Here is a 16,919-nt window from a genome sequence, read left to right on the forward strand (position 1 = left end):
CGGGCTGCGCTGCTGATGCTCGGAAGCACCAGCTTCTTCGCCGCGATGGCGGTCACCATCCGCCTCGCCTCCGCTGATCTTTCCACCTACCAGATCGCGTTTTTCCGCAACTTCTTCGGCCTGCTGTTCCTGCTGCCCTTCCTGTTCCATGGCCGCTGGCAGCTGCCGCGCACCACCCAGCTGCGGCGCTACGTCCTGCGCTGCGCGATCGGTGTCGGATCGATGCTCTGCGGCTTCTGGGCGCTGGGCCACCTGCCGATGGCCCAGGCGATTGCGCTGTCCTATGCCACGCCGCTGTTCGCAACGGTCGCGGCGGTGTTCATCCTTGGCGAAGTCGTGCGCATGCGACGCTGGTCGGCGGTGCTGATCGGCCTGGCGGGCGTGCTGGTGATCGTGCGCCCGGGCAGCACCGACTTCAGCCTCGGCACCCTGGTGGCGCTGTCCGGCGCCCTGCTTGCGGCGCTGGTCGCAATCCAGATCAAGCAGCTCTCGCGCGTGGACGCCGCGGACACGATCGTCTTCTACACCTACGTGTTCTGGGTGCCGATGTCGCTGGTGCCGGCGCTGTTCGCCTGGCAGTGGCCGCAGGGCATCACCTGGCTCTGGCTGTTGCTGCTGGGCGCCTTCGGCACCGGCGGCCAGCTGCTGTGGACGCGCGCGCTGAAGATCGGCGAGGTCTCGGCACTGCAGCCGATCAGCTTTGTCCAGCTACCGCTGGTGGCGCTGGCAGCGTGGCTCCTGTTCGGCGAGGAGCCCACGCGATGGACGCTGCTCGGCGCCGGCATCATCCTGGCCGCCAACATCTACATCGCGCACCGCGAAGTGCAGCTTGCGCGGCGCGCGGCGACCAAGGCGCCAGCCGAGGCCGCCAAGCCGGCCGAATAGGGATCTACCGCGCCGGATCAAACTCCCGTCCGGGTCGCCGCGCAGCCCCTCGACGGCGCAGCGGCGGCACCCGGGTCGTGGACCGGTTCAACCCGGCGCGGCCACCGGTTTCGAGGATCCAGGACTGACTCAGGCGGGGGTGGGCGCGCCGTAGCGGCGGTCGACATAGGCGTCGATCAGGCCCACGAATTCATGGGCGATGTTGTCGCCGCGCAGGGTCACCGACTTCTCGCCGTCGACGAACACCGGCGCTGCCGGCGCCTCGCCAGTGCCGGGCAGCGAGATGCCGATGTCGGCATGGCGCGACTCTCCCGGGCCGTTGACGATGCAGCCCATCACCGCCAGCGTCAGGTGCTCGGCGCCGGGATGGGTGATCTTCCACTCCGGCATCTTCGCGCGCACATGCTCCTGCACGACCTTGGCCAGCTCCTGGAAGAACTCCGAGGTGGTCCGACCGCAGCCCGGGCAGGCGGTGACCATCGGCGTGAACGCGCGCAGGCCCATGGTCTGCAGCAGCTCCTGCGCCACGATCACTTCCTGGGTGCGCGACGCGCCGGGCTCGGGCGTGAGCGAGATGCGGACGGTGTCGCCGATGCCTTCCTGCATCAGCACCGCCAGCGCCGCGCTGGACGCGACGATGCCCTTGCTGCCGATGCCGGCCTCGGTGAGGCCGAGATGCAGGGCGAAGTCGCTGCGCCTCGCGAGGTCGCGGTACACCGCGATCAGTTCCTGCACGCCGCTGACCTTGGCCGAGAGGATGATCCGGTCGCGCGCCAGGCCAAGCTCCACCGCGCGCTCCGCGGAATCGATCGCCGAGCGGATCAGCGCCTCGCGCAGCACGCGGCCGGCATCGCGCGGCTCGGCGAGCGCAGCGTTCTCGTCCATCAGTGCGGTCGCCAGCGACTGATCCAGCGAACCCCAGTTGGCACCGATGCGCACCGGCTTTTCGTAACGCATCGCGAACTCGATGAGCTGCGCGAACTGCGTGTCCCGCTTCCTGCCGAAGCCGACGTTGCCCGGATTGATGCGGTACTTCGCCAGCGCCTCCGCACATGCCGGTTCGGCCGTCAGCAGCTGGTGCCCGTTGTAGTGGAAGTCGCCAACGATGGGCACCTCGATGCCCATCATCGCCAGCTTGTCGACGATGCGCGGTACGGCCGCGGCGGATTCGGCGTTGTTAACCGTCACCCGCACCAGCTCGGAGCCGGCGCGCCACAGTGCCGCGACCTGCTTCACCGTCCCGTCGACATCGGCGGTATCGGTATTGGTCATCGACTGCACCACCACCGGCGCGTCGCCGCCCACGGCGATCCTGCCGACCATCACCTGGCGGGTGGGCCGGCGCGGCGCCGGGCCGAATGCCCATTCCTGCAGGCTCTGGGAGGTGCCGATGTGTGCGGTGCTGGAGATGGCGTTCATCGTTCCATTTTAGTCCCTGGCGTGACGGTTGTTCGGTTTCCGGTCGTCCCCAGTTCATGACCACGCCTTGCGAGGATCCACTGTGCCCTCTTCCACCGCCCGTATCGCCACTGCCGACGGCAGCCGCCTGATCAAGCGCCTGTGCACCCACTGGGCGCACAAGCTCGAGGTCGAATTCGACGAAACCAGCGCCAGCGTGGTGTTCGACGCCGACACAACCACCGATCTCGCCGCCACCGCGGACGCCCTGGAGGCCCGCGTCACGGCGCCCGACGCGGCCAAGCTGGCGCAGTTCCAGGGCGTCGTCGCCTCCCATCTCGAGCGCATGGCGCGCGGTGAGACCCTCGAAATCAGCTGGCGGCTGGACGGCGACCGCAGCTGAGGCGCTTTGCCCACGCCGCCTCGGCCCCCGCGAACGCTGCGCCAACCCGCGGCCGCGCCCATGCCCCGGTATCCTGACCGGCATGCCGACCCTGCCCAACGACAACGTGCTCAGTCCCACCCAGCTCAACGCACTGGCGCGCAGCCTGCTGGAAGACGCCTTTCCCGTGGTGCTGGTGGAGGGCGAACTCGGCAATTTCTCGCGTCCCGCCTCCGGGCACATGTATTTCACCCTGAAGGATGCCCGCGCCCAGGTGCGCTGTGCCCTGTTCAAACCCAAGAGCCAATGGCTGAAGTTCCAGCCGCGCGATGGCCTGAAGGTGCTGGCACGCGGGCGTCTGACGCTGTACGAAGCCCGCGGCGACTACCAGCTGATCCTGGATTCACTGGAGGAGGCCGGTGAAGGCGCCCTGCGCCGGGCGTTCGACGAGCTGAAAGCGAAGCTGCAGGCCGAGGGCGTGTTCGATGACGCGCGCAAGCGTCTGTTGCCGGCGTACCCGCGGCGGCTGGGCCTCATCACTTCGCCGTCGGGCGCAGCGGTGCGCGACGTGCTGAGCGTGCTGGCGCGGCGCTTTCCGCTGGTCGAGGTCGATGTGCTGCCGGTGCCGGTGCAGGGCGATGCGGCGGCGGCGCAGATCCGCGGCATGCTCGAGCGCGCCGCGGCCAGCGGTCGCTACGACGTACTGGTGCTGGCGCGCGGCGGTGGGTCGCTGGAGGATCTGTGGGCGTTCAACGACGAGGCGCTGGCGCGTGCGATCGCGTCGTCGCCGGTGCCGGTGATATCGGCCATCGGGCATGAGACCGACTTCACCCTGGCCGACTTCGCCGCCGACCTGCGCGCGCCCACGCCCTCGGTGGCGGCGGAGCTGCTGGTGCCCAGCGCCGTCGACGTCCGGACCCGCGTGCGCGGCCTGCACCAGCGCCTGGAGGCATTGCACCTGCAGCGCATGCGCGACCGGATGCAGCGCGCCGATCGTGCTTCGCTGCGGTTGCAGGCACTGCGGCCACAGGCGCGGCTGCTGGCGCTGGGCGAACGCCAGCAACAGGCGCTGCGCCGGCTGCACGCGGCCTGGCAGGCGCGCGAGACGGGACTGCGCGCGCGGCTGCGCCACGCAGAGGCGGTGCTGCGCGCGACGCGTCCCGAGCGGCGGCTCGCCATGCTGCGCGAGCGCCTGGCCATGCTTGCGCCGCGTCCGCAAGCTGCCATCGCGCGCAGCCTGCAGAACGACGCGCTGCGATTGCGCGGCATCGCGCGCTCGCTGGAAGCGGTCAGCCCGCTGGCCACCGTGGCGCGCGGCTACGCCATCCTCCAGCACGAGGATGGCCGCGTCGTCCGCGGCATGCGCGACGCCGCGCCCGGCGACCACCTGTCCGCACGCGTGGGCGACGGCCAGCTGCACCTGCGGGTGGAGCCCGGCGACGCCTGACCCCTGCCGTGGCAGCGGCCACAGCCGCTTTTGTGGGAGCGCCTATAGCCGCGATCGCTGCGTGGCGGTATCCATCGGCGTAGAGCGATCGCAGCTATAGCTGCTCCTGTAGTCGGTGGCGATGGTCGCAGCTGTCGCTGCTCCTGCAGGTGGCGGGCCGGCTGCATGCTCGCCTGTTGCTAACGTCACGGCGTCCATACTGCCTGCACCGATGGCAGTCGAAGGAGGCAGCACTCCCATGGCCAAGGCGTCCGATCTGTTCGTCGCCGCGCTCCAGGCCGAAGGCGTGGAATACGTGTTCGGTATCCCGGGCGAGGAGAACCTCGACCTGCTCGAATCGCTGCGCACCTCGAGCATCCGCCTGGTCCTGACCCGCCACGAGCAGGCCGCCGGCTTCATGGCCGCGACCTGCGGCCGCCTCACCGGCCGCGCCGGCGTCTGCCTGAGCACGCTCGGGCCCGGGGCCACCAACCTGGTCACCGCCGCGGCCTATGCCCAGCTGGGGGCGATGCCGATGCTGATGATCACCGGGCAGAAGCCGATTCGCAGCAGCCGCCAGGGGCATTTCCAGATCATCGACATGGTCGATACCCTGCGCCCGCTGACCAAGTACACGCGGCAGTTGATCTCCGCCGACAGCATCCCGGCGCGCGTGCGCGAGGCCTTCCGCCGCGCCGAGGAGGAGCGCCCCGGCGCCACCCACCTCGAATTGCCACAGGACGTTGCCGGCGACCCGACCGATGCGGTGCCGATCCCGAAGTCGTACTCGCGCCGGCCGGTGGCCGAACACAAGGCGATCGCCCACGCAGCCGAGGCGATCCGCGCCGCCCGCCACCCGCTGCTGATGATCGGCGCCGGCGCCAACCGCAAGACCACCGCGCGCGCGCTGCGCACCTTCGTCGACAAGCTCGGCATTCCCTTTTTCAGCACCCAGATGGGCAAGGGCGTGCTCGACGAGACCGACCCGCTGTGGATCGGCACCGCGGCGCTGTCCGACCACGACTACGTGCACCGCGCGATCGACGCCGCCGACTGCATCGTCAACATCGGCCACGACGTGATCGAGAAGCCGCCGTTCTTCATGCGCGAGGGCAAGCGCACGGTGATCCACGTCAACTACGACGGCGCCGCGGTCGATGCCGTGTACTTCCCGCAGGTGGAGGTGGTCGGCGACATCGCCGATGCGGTCTGGCGCCTGTCCGAGGCCGTCGACCCGCAGGCCCACTGGGACTTCGCCTTTTTCGATCGCGTGCGCACGGCGCTGTGCACGCAGCTGGAGCAGCGCCGCGACGACGCGCGCTTCCCCATGATCAGCCAGCGCATCGTCGCCGACCTGGCGCAGGCGCTGGGCCCCGACGACATCACCTGCCTCGACAACGGCCTGTACAAGCTCTGGTTCGCGCGCAACCACCGCTGCCGGCGGCCGAACACGCTGCTGCTCGACAACGCGCTGGCCACCATGGGCGCGGGCCTGCCGTCGGCGATCGCAGCCGGCATCGTGCATCCCGGGCGCAAGGTCGTGGCGGTGTGCGGCGACGGCGGCTTCATGATGAACTCGCAGGAGCTGGAGACCGCGGTGCGTCTGGGACTGGACCTGGTGGTGCTGCTGCTGCGCGACGACGCCTACGGCATGATCAAGTGGAAGCAGGCGCACGAGGACTATCCGAACTTCGGCATGGACCTCGGCAATCCGGATTTCGTGAAGTACGCGGAGAGCTACGGCGCGCGGGGCCACCGCCCTGCATCGGCCGATGAATTCCTGCCGCTGCTGCAGAAGGCGCTGGCCAGTCCCGGCATCGACCTGATCGACGTGCCGATCGATTACAGCGGCGACGACTGGCTGTTGAACGAGGAGATCCCGCAGCTCAGCGCAGCGGTGGATTGAGCGGCCGGCCCAAGGATTCGAGGAGGACAGCAACCATGCCCAGGCAGAAAAAGACGAACGCAGGAAGCCCGGCAGCCGGTACAACCGGCCCGTCGGGAACGCCCGGCAAGACCAACAGGTCCGACAAGGCGGGCAAAGCCGGCGGAACTGCCACGCCCGGCAAGTCCGGCGCATCCGGCAGGCGTGACCGACTTGCCGCCAGCTATCCCTACTACCTGGCCAACCGCGCGGTCGCGGCCAATACCGACCTGGAAGTGCTGGACAAATACAGCGGAAAGCCGGCCACGCGGGTGGCGTTCGCCGACGCCGGCGCCGTGCGCAAGGCGATCGTGGCCGCGCACAAGGCCAGGCCGGCGATGGCCGCGTTCCCGCCCGACGCCCGCCGCGACGTGCTCGAACACTGCGTACGCCGCTTCGGCGAGCGCGCCGACGAGCTGGCGCTGGCCCTGTGCATCGAGGCCGGCAAGCCGATCAGTGATGCCCGCGGCGAAGTCGAACGGTTGATCGACACCTTCCGCATCGCCGCCGGCGAGGCCACGCGCATCGGCGGCGACGTGATCGAGCTGCAGCTGTCCGAACGCACGCGCGGCTACCGCGGCATGGTCAAGCGCGTGCCGATCGGCGCCTGCGGCTTCATCACGCCGTTCAACTTCCCGCTGAACCTTGTGGCGCACAAGGTCGCGCCGGCAATCGCGGCGGGCTGTCCCTTCGTGCTCAAGCCTGCCGCCAAGACGCCGGTCGGCGCGCTGATCATCGCCGGGGTCCTGGCCGAAACCGACCTGCCAAAGGGCGCGTTCTCGGTCCTGCCCTGCAGCAACGATGACGCCGCGCAGCTGGTCGAGGACGAGCGCCTGGCGCTGCTGAGTTTCACCGGCGGCCTGATCGGCTGGGAACTCAAGGCGCGTGCCGGCAAGAAGAAAGTCACCCTGGAACTCGGCGGCAATGCGGCATGCATCATCGACGCCGATCCCGGCGCCGACCTCGACCACGTCGTCGAGCGCCTGGTGTCCGGCGCCTACTACCAGTCCGGGCAGAGCTGCATCAGCGTGCAGCGCATCATCGCCCACGCCGACATCTATCCCGCCCTGCGCCGCAAGCTCAAGGCAGCGGTCGGGAAGCTGACCATGGGCGACCCGCGCGACGAGCGCACCTTCATCGGCCCGATGATCGACGAAGCGGCGGCCGAGCGCGTCGAGCAGTGGATCCGCGATGCGCGCAAGGCGGGCGCCAAACTGCTGGCCGGTGGCGAGCGCAAGGGCAATATGCATCCCGCGGCGCTGCTGGAAGGCGTGCCGCGCGATGCCGCCCTCTACCGCAAGGAGGCGTTCGGGCCGGTGGCTTGCATGGAGCCCTTCGACGATTTCGACGACGCCCTGGCGCGCGCCAACGACAGCGACTTCGGCCTGCAGGCCGGCGTGTTCACCGCCAGCCTCTCGCACGCGATGCGCGCCTGGGACCGGCTGGACGTCGGCGGCGTGGTGGTCGGCGACATCCCCAGCTTCCGCGTCGACAATATGCCCTACGGCGGCGTGCGCGACTCCGGCCTCGGCCGCGAAGGCGTGAAGAGCGCCATCGAAGACATGACCGAACCGCGCCTGCTCGTCATCCGCGACCACCCCGCGCCGCTGTAGCTGCTCCTACGGGTTTGGGGTGGGGCTTGGGGCCGCGAGAACCCCGATCCGCACCGTCGGGCGTTGTCGCTCCTGCCCAACGACGGAGTCCGCCATGAACCGCCTCGCCTTCACTGCCGCACTTGCGGCGAGCCTGCTGCTCGCCGCCTGTCAGACACCGCACTCCAGCGCGGACAGGACCACCGACGCCCGCGCGCCGGATCCGTCCACGCCGCACGCGCCACCGCCCGCACCGCCCGCGCCCTCCACCACGATGGCCCTTGAGACCACCGCCATGGCCATCCAGGCGGATCGCGCCTCCGGCGCGCAGGGACGCAAGCTCCACGCCGCCTCGCCGTTCCGCCCAGGCCATCAGGTCATTCCCCCGCCGCGTCCCTGGCCGGCCGACCCCGCCAACAGCGAGGAATACGCCGAGGTCGAGGACAACCCCGTGCGCCGCGCTTCCGAGCATCCGGTGTCGACCTTCTCCGTCGACGTCGATACCGGCAGCTACAGCAACGTGCGCCGCATGCTGCGCATGGGCGTGCGCCCGCCGCCGGATTCGGTGCGCGCGGAGGAGTTCATCAACTACTTCAGCCATGGCCATCCGGCACCCGCCACGCGCGAGGTCCCCTTCCGCGTCACCACCGAAATCGCGCCCGCGCCCTGGGATCCGGCGCGGCACCTGCTGATGGTCGGCATCAAGGGCTACGACGTGCCGAAAGCCGAGCTGCCGCCGGCCAACCTGGTGTTCCTGGTCGACACCTCGGGCTCGATGCATTCGCCCGACAAGCTGCCGCTGCTGCGCCAGGCCTTTGCCGCGCTCACCGACCAGCTGCGCGCGCAGGACAAGGTCTCGATCGTGGCCTATGCCGGCTCCGCGGGCCTGGTGCTGCCGCCGACCCCGGGCGACCGCAAGGGCGAGATCCTGGCCGCGCTAGAGCGCCTGCAGGCCGGCGGCAGCACCAACGGCGGCGCCGGCATCACGCTGGCGTATGCGATGGCGCGCCAGGGCTACGTCGAAGGCGGCGCCAACCGCGTGATCCTGGCCACCGACGGCGACTTCAACGTCGGCACCGTCGAGCGCGGCACGCTTGAAGCCCTGGTCGCCGACCAGCGCAAGTCCGGCATCGCCCTGACCACGCTCGGCTTCGGCACCGGCAACTACAACGACGCCATGGCCGAGCGCCTGGCCGATGCCGGCGACGGCAACCACGCCTACATCGACACGCTGCTGGAAGCGCGCAAGGTGCTGGTGGAAGAGATGTCGTCGACGCTCTTGACCATCGCCCGCGACGTCAAGGTACAGATAGAGTTCAACCCGGCCGTGGTCGCCGAATACCGGTTGGTCGGCTACGCAAACCGCATGCTGCGCGAAGAGGACTTCGCCAACGACCGCGTTGACGCCGGCGACATCGGCGCCGGGCACGAGGTGACCGCGCTGTACGAGATCGCGCTTGCCGGCTCCGGCGCCGAACGCCTGCCGCCGCTGCGCTACGGCGCAAGCGACTCGCAGGCCAAGGCCCGTACGGGCGAGCTGGCCCACCTGCGCCTGCGCTACAAGCAGCCCGACAGCGACACCAGCCGCCTGATCGAGGTGCCGCTGCGCCGCGAGGACATCCGCGCCCAGGCCGGCCCCTCACTGCGCTTTGCCGCCACCGTCGCCGCCTTCGCCGATGCGCTGCGCGGCGGCCACAACCTCGGCACCTGGGACTGGGACGCGATCTCGGCCAGCGCACGCGGCAGCCGCGGCGACGACCGCTGGGGCCTGCGCGCGGAATTCGCCGAACTGGTCGAGGCCGGGCGCACCGTCACCCGCGGCGACAGTGATCGCGAACATGGCCGCGATGACGGCGGCCGCGACGAAGGCCGCGACAGCCGCGGCCACACCGGCCGCTGATCGATGCCCGCGCCCCGCCCCCGCTCAGGCCGCGCCGCGGCTCTCGGCGGCGGCCGCGGGCTTCGGGTGCCCGAACAGGAAGCCCTGGCCCATGGTGCAGCCCAGCTGGCGCAGGACCGCCGCCTGGCCCTCGGTCTCCACGCCCTCACCGATGGTATCGATGCCGAGCGTGCTGGCCAGGGCCAGGATCGCGCGCACCAGCGCCAGGCTTTCCGGGTGCCGCGCGTCGTCCAGGCCGGCGACGAAGCTCTGGTCGATCTTCAGCGCGTGGATCGGGAACCGGTGCAGGTAGGACAGCGCCGAGAAGCCGGTGCCGAAGTCGTCCAGCAGCGCCAGGATGCCGCGCGCGCGCAGGGTCTCGAGCATGCGCAGCGCGCGCGGGGCGTCGTCCAGCAGCGCTACTTCGGTGATTTCGATGCGCAGCCGCGACGGCTCCGCGCCGCTGTCCTCGAGCATCTGCAGCAGGCGCTCGGCGAAGTTGTCGGAGTGGAAGTGCCGCGGCGACACGTTGATCGACACATAGCCCTCGCGGTGCCGCGCCATCCACGCGAATGCGCGCCGGTAGACCAGCCAGTCGACCTGTTCGATCAGCCCGCTGTCCTCGCCCACGCCGATGAAGTCACCGGGCGACAGCGCGCCGTGCACCTCGTGGTTCCAGCGCAGCAGTGCCTCGTGGCCGACCACCCTGCCGGTGGCGAGGTCGATGATCGGCTGGAACCAGGGCTCGAAGGCATCGGCAAGGATCGCGCGCCTGAGGTCGGCCTCGAGGTCCAGCAGCCGCGTGGCCTCGGCGCGCATCTCCTCGTCGAAGAGTTCGCTGCGGTCGCGCCCGCGGGCCTTGGCGCGGTACATCGCGGCGTCGGCGTCGCGCAGCAGGTCCTCGCCGTGCTGGTAGCGCGGCTGCCACATGGCGATGCCCACCGAGGCCGAGGGGAACAGCTCGCGCCCGGCGACCCACATCGGCCGGCCCAGTTCCGCAAGGATGCGCGCAGCCACCGCCTGCGCCGCCACGTCATCACCGGCGTGGCCAAGCATGACCGCGAATTCGTCGCCGCCAAGGCGCGCAACCACGTCGCCCTCGCGCAGCACGCGCGCGATCCTGCGCCCCACTTCGACCAGCATTTCGTCACCGGCCGCGTGGCCGACGCTGTCGTTGACCAGCTTGAAGCGGTCAAGGTCGAGGAACAGCACCGCGAACGGTCCGCGCGCCTGCCTGCGGGTTTCAGCGATGGCGGCGTCGAGCCGGTCGAGCAGGTGGATGCGGTTGGGCAGCCCGGTGAGGTGGTCGTGGCGTGCCTGGTGGATCAGGCGCTCTTCGGCGCGCATGCGCTCGGACACCTGCGCGCGCAGCTCGCGGTTGGTGTCCTCCAGCTCGCGCGTGCGCGCATCGACCCGGTGCTCGAGTTCGGCGTGGGCCGCCTTGAGGTGGTCCTGCGAACGCTTGCGCGCCAGCGCGCCGCCGATGTGATGGGCGACGAAGGTCAGGAGCTTCTGGTCCTGCACCGTGAAGTCGATATCCCGCGAGTAGCTCTGCACCGCGATCACGCCGACCGCGATGCCGTCACGCAGCAGCGGCACGCCCAGCCAGCAGTGCGCCAGCGTGCCGTGGTGGCGCAGTTCGCCGGAGGATTCCAGCCGCGTGATCACCTCGCGGTCGGCGAGCAGCGCGCGCCCGCTGTTGATCACGTACTCGCTCAGCCCGTGGATCATCCTCCGCGGCCGGCGCACGATGTCGCGCTCGTCCACCGAGTACGGGAACTCGATCTGGCCACCATCGCCGGACACCATCGCGATGTAGAAGTTGCGCGCGTAGAGCAGCTCGCCGACCACCGCGTGCAGGTCGCCATAGAAGCCTTCCATGCTTTCGGCGGTGAACGACAGTTCGCTGATCCGGAACAGCGCGCGCTGCAGGCGCTCGGCGCGCTGGCGTTCGATGATTTCGGCCTGCAGCACCTGGTTGGCCTGCTGCAGTTCACGCGTGCGCGCATGCACCCGGCGCTCCAGCTCGGCCTGGGCGTGCTTGCGGTCCAGCGCGGTCAGGATGTGCTGGGCCACGAACTCCAACAGCGCGCGGTCTTCGTCCGTGTAGCAGTCCGGCTGGTCGTAGCTCTGGACCACGATCGCCCCGCTGACCCGGCCCTCGCGGCGCATCGGCACGCCCAGCCAGTCCGCGGCATCCGGGCCGTGGGCCAGGTCGAGATCGACGGCCAGCTGCTTGCGGATGAGCTCCGTGGCCCCACGCAGCGGGTGTCCGTGGCGCAGCAGGGCCACGGTCAGGCTGTTGGGCATGGTCGCGATCGGCGTCTCGATGCTGGCATCCGCACGCCAGGGATCCAGCCTGTCGGCGAAATACAGGAAACGCATGGTGTCGCGCACATCGTCATACAGGACGATGTAGAAATTCGCGGCCGACATCAGCCCGCCGACGATGCCGTGGATGCGCTTGAGCACCTCGGCCATCTCGAGGCCCGATCCGGCGAGGTCGGCGATCTCGTACAGGCTCTGCTGCAGCCGTTCCGACTTGCGCAGGGACTCGATCCGGGCCTCGGCCTGGGCCGAGGCGATGGTGGCCGAGACCAGCCGCCGCGCCAGCGCGCGCCAGGCATCGCGCGAGGACGGCGTCAGCGGCTCCGGCAGGCGTGCGGCAATGGCGACGCGCGCCTCGCCTTCGTTCCAGCATTCATCGATCATCGCGCCCCGGGACCCGCCCGTGGCGGGCTTGCCGGCCATGAGGGCGGCGGCATGGGTCCTGAGCTGCCCGGGCACGCCCTCGACCTCGGAGGAACCCTTCCCCAGCCGCTCGTCGTCCCAGCACACCACCACGCAGGAGCCGGTGGGAAGCGATTGCGCAAGCATGCCCGCAAGCGCGGCCAGGTCGACCTCGCGCGGCGGCGATGTGAGCGCTATGTCCAGCATGACCTGCACCTGCGACGCCCTCTTCTCCAGTCAAGCACCATGGGGAAAACGGCGAACATGCCGGGCGACGGCAAGACCGCGAGCCCACCCCCCACGGGCACGGCTGCCATCATGCCCGCTGCACCCGGCCCGCGCACGGACTTCCCGCGCTGTCGCCCAGGGCTTAACCTCATGCCGATGGACGCCTCACGGGGACATGGCCACGTCGATGACAGCGACGCGGCCGGCGACGATGTGCTGATGCTTGCCTGGACCCGGGGCGACATCGGCGCGTTCGAAGCCCTGTATGCGCGCCACCGCGAGCGCCTGTACCGCTTCCTGCGGCGCCAGCTGCGCGACCCCGGCCTGGCCGACGAGGTCTTCCAGGACACCTGGCAGCGGGTGGTGGCGGCCGGCCCCGACTGGCGACCGGAGACCGCGTTCGTGTCCTGGCTGTACCGGATCGCGCGCAACCTGGTGGCCGATCACTGGCGCGCCCGGCAGTACCGGCCACCGGCGCCCGCCGACGCCGAGGAGCGCACGCTGCGGCTCGAAGACCCCGACAGCCCGGAGCTGCAGATGGCGGGCTTCGAGCGCCGCCGCGATCTGCAGAAGGCGCTCGACACCCTGCCCGACGAGCAGCGCGAGGTGGTGCTCCTGCGCCTGGAACAGGAACTCAGCCTTGAGGAGATCGGTGAAATCACCGGCGTGGGCCGTGAAACGGTGAAGTCGCGCCTGCGTTACGCCATGGACAAGCTGCGCGCGGCCCTGGCCCCGCCGGCCGCTGCCACTGCGCAGGAGGAAGGACGATGACGCGTCCGTCCCGCCGCGACCCGCTGCAGCCGACCGAGCGCGAGCTGGCCGATGCGCTGGCGCAGACCGCGCCGACGCGAGGTCCGGCGCCGGACCTGGACGCGACCATCCTGGCGGCCGCGCGCGAGGCTGCGGGCGAGCGCCCGGCTGCGCAGGCAGCGGATGCCGCCGCAGGAGCCGCGCGGTCCGGAACCCCGGTCGCGGCTGCGCCAGCAACGGCAACGGCGTCGACGTCCGGCGCGGGGCATCACCGCCGCCGGCGCAGTCCTGCCTGGCTGCGCGGTGGCGCGCTGGCCGCGACCCTGGTGATCGCGGTCGGCGTGGCATGGCAGATGAGGTCATCGCTGGAGCCGCCCGTGATGACGATTGAGACCGAAGCACCCGCAGCGTCGGTCCGCTCGCTGCCGGAAGCCGCCCCGCCACCGGCGGAGCCTGCACGAGCGCGCACGGCCGCGCAGGATGCGGCCAGCCAGGCGATGCCGGCCCCGGAGCCGGCGGCGCCTCCACTCGAACCCGCGGCCGCCCCGCGCCCTGCCGTTCCCCACGGAGTCGAAACGACATCGGCCGCGGTCGACGCCCGCGATGCCGCTGCCGCAGGACAAGCGCGCCGCGCAGCGGCATCTTCCCGCGCCGACGCCGCATCATCCGAAGCGCGCAAGGCACGGCCCGAGCGCCGCGAAGCAGCACCCGTGGTCTTCGACGCCCCCTCGCCCATGGACACGCCGGCAGCCGCTCCGCCGCCTGCGCCGCCTGCGCCACCGGCGCCACCGCCGCCTTCGCCGCACCCCCCCGCGTCGATGCGCGCGCTGCCACGCCCGGCCGGTTCCGCAGCCCGTCCAGAGGCCGCCGCCACGCAGTCCGCGGACGCGGCTGGGCACCACGATCACGCTGAAGACTGGTTCGACCAGCCGCTGGACGACACGCCACCCGCCTCGGTGGACTCGCCGGCCGTACGCGAAGCCTGGCTGGCCAGGATCCGCGAACTGGTCGCTGCCGAGCGCTATGACGAGGCACGCGAGAGCTTCGCCGAGTTCCGCCGCCGCCACCCGGACGCCCCGCTGCCGGACGGGCTGCGCACCCTGCTGGAAGAATGAGCACCACGCTGGCCGCGGCCGCCGCGCACGAACTCGTGGTCAAGCACAGCCGCTTCCTGGCCAACGCGATGCCGGTGGAGGATGTCGACGCCGCCGCGGCCTTCATCGCCCGCGTCTCGGTGCCCGACGCGACCCACAACTGCTGGGCGTGGCGCCTTGGCGGCGCCTACCGCTCCAGCGACGACGGCGAACCCGCCGGCACCGCCGGCCGGCCGATCCTGGCCGCGATCGACGGCCAGGGCCTGGACGGCGTGGCGGTCGTGGTCACGCGCTGGTACGGCGGCATCAAGCTCGGCGCAGGCGGCCTGGTGCGCGCCTACGGAGGCACCGCCGCCGAGTGCCTGCGCACCGCCGAACGACGCGAGGTGGTGGAGATGGCCGAGATCGAGGTCACCTGCCCCTTCGCCGACCTCGCCTCGGTGCACGCCGCGCTGCCGGCCTTCGATGCGGAGAAGCTGGGCGAGGACTTCGCCGTCGACGGCGTCCATTTCCACCTGCGCCTGCCCGCGGTCCGCCTGGCGGAGCTGGTCGGCCACCTGCGCGACGCCACGCGCGATCGCGCACGCGTAAGCGACCCATAGGGCGGGAGCATCGGCGACAATGGCCGGATGGCCCAGTTCGCGAACACTCCCGCACCGCCCCCTGCGCCAGACGCGCGCGAAGACGATTCCTCCGGCAAGACCAGGGTCCCGTTGTCGACCCTGCGGCCGCTCTGGCCGTTCCTCGCCCGACACAAGGCCCTGCTGGCGGCCTGGCTGCTCGCGCTGCTGGCATCCAGCACCGCGACCCTGAGCCTGCCGCTGGCGGTGCGGCGCATGATCGACGATGGCTTCGCCAGCGGCGCCGGCATCGATGCCGCGTTCGTGCTGCTGTTCGTGGTGACGCTGGCGCTGGCCATCGCCACCGCGGCGCGCTTCTTCTTCGTTTCGCTGCTGGGCGAGCGCGTGGTCGCCGACCTGCGCACGCAACTCTTCAGCCACCTGATGGGCCTCGACCAGTCCTTCTACGAGCGCAGCCGCACCGGCGAACTCGTCTCGCGCCTGACCGCCGATACCGAGCTGCTGCGCGGGGTGGTCGCGACCAGCATGTCGGTCGCATTGCGCAGCGTGGTGATGGTGCTGGGCAGCGTGGCGATGCTGATGGTGACCAGCCCCCGGCTGGCAGCCTGGACCCTGGTCGGGATCCCGCTGGCGGTGCTGCCGCTGGTGCTCGGCGGGCGCCGGCTGCAGAAGATCTCGCGGCAGAGCCAGGATCGCGTGGCCGACGCCAACGCCCTTGCCACCGAGACCCTGGGCGCAGTCGACACCGTGCAGTCGCATGCCCGTGAAAACCATGAGCGCGGCCGCTTCGGCACGGCCGTGGCGACCGCGGTTGCGGTGGCGCGCAAGCGCATCGGCGTGCAGGCGCTGGTGACCGCGGTCGCGATCTCGGTGATTTTCGGCGCCATCACCCTGGTGCTGTGGCTGGGCGCGCACGACGTCGCCGACGGCCGCATGAGTGCGGGTACGCTGGGGCAGTTCGTGCTGTATGCGATGTTTGGCGCGGGCTCGGTGGGCGCGCTGGCAGAAGTCTGGAACGAACTGCAGAAGGCGGCAGGCGGCATGGGCCGGATCGGCGAGCTGCTGGACGAACAGGCGACCGTGGTCGCGCCCGCCGCGCCGAAAACCCTGTCGCAGCCGGCGCGCGGTGCGGTGGCGATGCGCGACGTCGTCTTCCACTACCCCACCCGCCCCGACGCGCCCGCGCTGGAGGGCTTCACGCTCGACGTCGCACCCGGAGAAACCGTGGCCCTGGTCGGCCCCTCGGGCGCGGGCAAGAGCACCGTGTTCTCGCTGCTGCTGCGTTTCCGCGACCCGCAGTCGGGCTGCGTCTCGCTGGACGGCATCGACCTGCGTGAGCTCGACCCCGGCGCCCTGCGTGGGGCCATGGCCCTGGTGCCGCAGCGGCCGACGATCTTCGCCGCCAGCGCCGCCGACAACATCCGCTATGGCCGCCTGGACGCGACCGACGCCGAAGTCGAGGCGGCCGCGCGTGCCGCCGAGGCGCACGAGTTCATCGCCGCACTGCCGGGAGGCTATGCCTCCGAGCTGGGCGAGCGCGGTGCGCGCCTGTCCGGCGGCCAGCAGCAGCGCGTGGCCATCGCCCGCGCCCTGCTGCGCGACGCGCCGGTGCTGCTGCTGGACGAGGCCACATCGGCGCTCGACGCGCAGAGCGAGCGCGCGGTGCAGCACGCCCTGGAGCGCCTGATGGAAGGTCGCACCACGATCGTGGTCGCCCACCGCCTGGCAACCGTGCTTCGCGCCAACCGCATCGTGGTGATGGACCACGGCCGCATCGTCGCCGAAGGCACGCACGCCGAACTGCTGGCGCAGGGCGGGCTGTATGCCGAACTCGCGCGGCTGCAGTTCCTCGACGCCGCGCCTGCTTCCGCGCCGTAGCGACGGATGCTTCAAGGGAAGCCCAAGCCTCCCCCGTGGGACCGGCGATAGCCGCGATCCGTACCAGGACATCGCTGCCATGGCTGCTTCTGCAACAGCCGAATCTTCCCGGCTGCTTCAGCTTTGTCATCGAATTTTCCGCTCTATCGGCGTAATTCCGCTCTGATCCGTT

Annotated in this window: 12 protein-coding genes; 10 read left to right on the forward strand and 2 right to left on the reverse strand. The window is 70.9% G+C overall.

All coding sequences use genetic code 11. The annotated features are described in order from the left end of the window. The first annotated feature begins 15 nt into the window (after window positions 1-15). The gene (locus tag WCE37_RS05945; protein WP_343278668.1) at window positions 16-885 is read left to right on the forward strand and encodes a DMT family transporter; all 870 of its coding nucleotides are present in this window, start codon (window positions 16-18) and stop codon (window positions 883-885) included. A 129-nt stretch (window positions 886-1,014) separates the two neighbouring features. On the opposite strand, the gene ispG is transcribed toward WCE37_RS05945, so the two are convergent. Further along, complete coding sequence (gene ispG, locus WCE37_RS05950; RefSeq protein WP_343278547.1) at window positions 1,015-2,304, reverse strand: flavodoxin-dependent (E)-4-hydroxy-3-methylbut-2-enyl-diphosphate synthase; 1,290 nt, start codon at window positions 2,302-2,304, stop codon at window positions 1,015-1,017. 82 nt (window positions 2,305-2,386) lie between these two features. Here ispG and WCE37_RS05955 point away from each other — a divergent pair, with 82 nt between their 5' ends. The 5 genes from WCE37_RS05955 (at window position 2,387) to WCE37_RS05975 (ending at window position 9,507) form a co-directional block, all read left to right on the forward strand. Further along, on the forward strand, window positions 2,387-2,686 hold the full coding sequence (locus WCE37_RS05955) for a DUF2218 domain-containing protein (RefSeq protein WP_343278548.1): 300 nt from the start codon (window positions 2,387-2,389) through the stop codon (window positions 2,684-2,686). Window positions 2,687-2,768: 82 nt separating this feature from the next. Beyond that, complete coding sequence (xseA, locus tag WCE37_RS05960; protein WP_343278549.1) at window positions 2,769-4,112, forward strand: exodeoxyribonuclease VII large subunit; 1,344 nt, start codon at window positions 2,769-2,771, stop codon at window positions 4,110-4,112. A 238-nt stretch (window positions 4,113-4,350) separates the two neighbouring features. Continuing rightward, window positions 4,351-5,997: an acetolactate synthase large subunit gene (locus WCE37_RS05965; RefSeq protein ID WP_343278550.1), complete on the forward strand. Its 1,647-nt coding sequence runs from the start codon at window positions 4,351-4,353 to the stop codon at window positions 5,995-5,997. 35 nt (window positions 5,998-6,032) lie between these two features. Further along, window positions 6,033-7,628: an aldehyde dehydrogenase family protein gene (locus WCE37_RS05970; protein ID WP_343278551.1), complete on the forward strand. Its 1,596-nt coding sequence runs from the start codon at window positions 6,033-6,035 to the stop codon at window positions 7,626-7,628. 94 nt (window positions 7,629-7,722) lie between these two features. After that, window positions 7,723-9,507: a VWA domain-containing protein gene (locus WCE37_RS05975; RefSeq protein WP_343278552.1), complete on the forward strand. Its 1,785-nt coding sequence runs from the start codon at window positions 7,723-7,725 to the stop codon at window positions 9,505-9,507. A 24-nt stretch (window positions 9,508-9,531) separates the two neighbouring features. Here the strand turns inward: WCE37_RS05975 and WCE37_RS05980 are convergent, their stop codons facing one another. After that, complete coding sequence (locus WCE37_RS05980) at window positions 9,532-12,423, reverse strand: EAL domain-containing protein (RefSeq protein ID WP_343278553.1); 2,892 nt, start codon at window positions 12,421-12,423, stop codon at window positions 9,532-9,534. 177 nt (window positions 12,424-12,600) lie between these two features. On the opposite strand from WCE37_RS05980, the gene WCE37_RS05985 reads away from it, so the two are divergent. The 4 genes from WCE37_RS05985 to WCE37_RS06000 are packed head-to-tail and all read left to right on the forward strand — an operon-like array spanning window position 12,601 to window position 16,747. Beyond that, window positions 12,601-13,215, forward strand: coding sequence for an RNA polymerase sigma factor (locus WCE37_RS05985; protein ID WP_343278669.1), 615 nt, complete (start codon window positions 12,601-12,603; stop codon window positions 13,213-13,215). Further along, window positions 13,212-14,309 (forward strand): hypothetical protein, encoded by a 1,098-nt coding sequence (locus tag WCE37_RS05990; protein ID WP_343278554.1) that lies wholly within the window; start codon window positions 13,212-13,214, stop codon window positions 14,307-14,309. Before WCE37_RS05985 ends, WCE37_RS05990 begins: the two co-directional genes overlap by 4 nt. Then, window positions 14,306-14,890: a YigZ family protein gene (locus WCE37_RS05995; protein ID WP_343278555.1), complete on the forward strand. Its 585-nt coding sequence runs from the start codon at window positions 14,306-14,308 to the stop codon at window positions 14,888-14,890. The genes WCE37_RS05990 and WCE37_RS05995 overlap by 4 nt, the downstream gene beginning before the upstream one ends. 27 nt (window positions 14,891-14,917) lie before the next feature. Next, window positions 14,918-16,747 carry an ABC transporter transmembrane domain-containing protein gene (locus WCE37_RS06000; RefSeq protein WP_343278556.1) on the forward strand — a complete coding sequence of 610 codons (1,830 nt, stop codon included), beginning with the start codon at window positions 14,918-14,920 and terminating at the stop codon, window positions 16,745-16,747. Window positions 16,748-16,919: the final 172 nt, after the last annotated feature.

It is taken from the genome of Luteimonas sp. MJ250 (genome assembly GCF_039548455.1).
Lineage (GTDB): Bacteria > Pseudomonadota > Gammaproteobacteria > Xanthomonadales > Xanthomonadaceae > Luteimonas.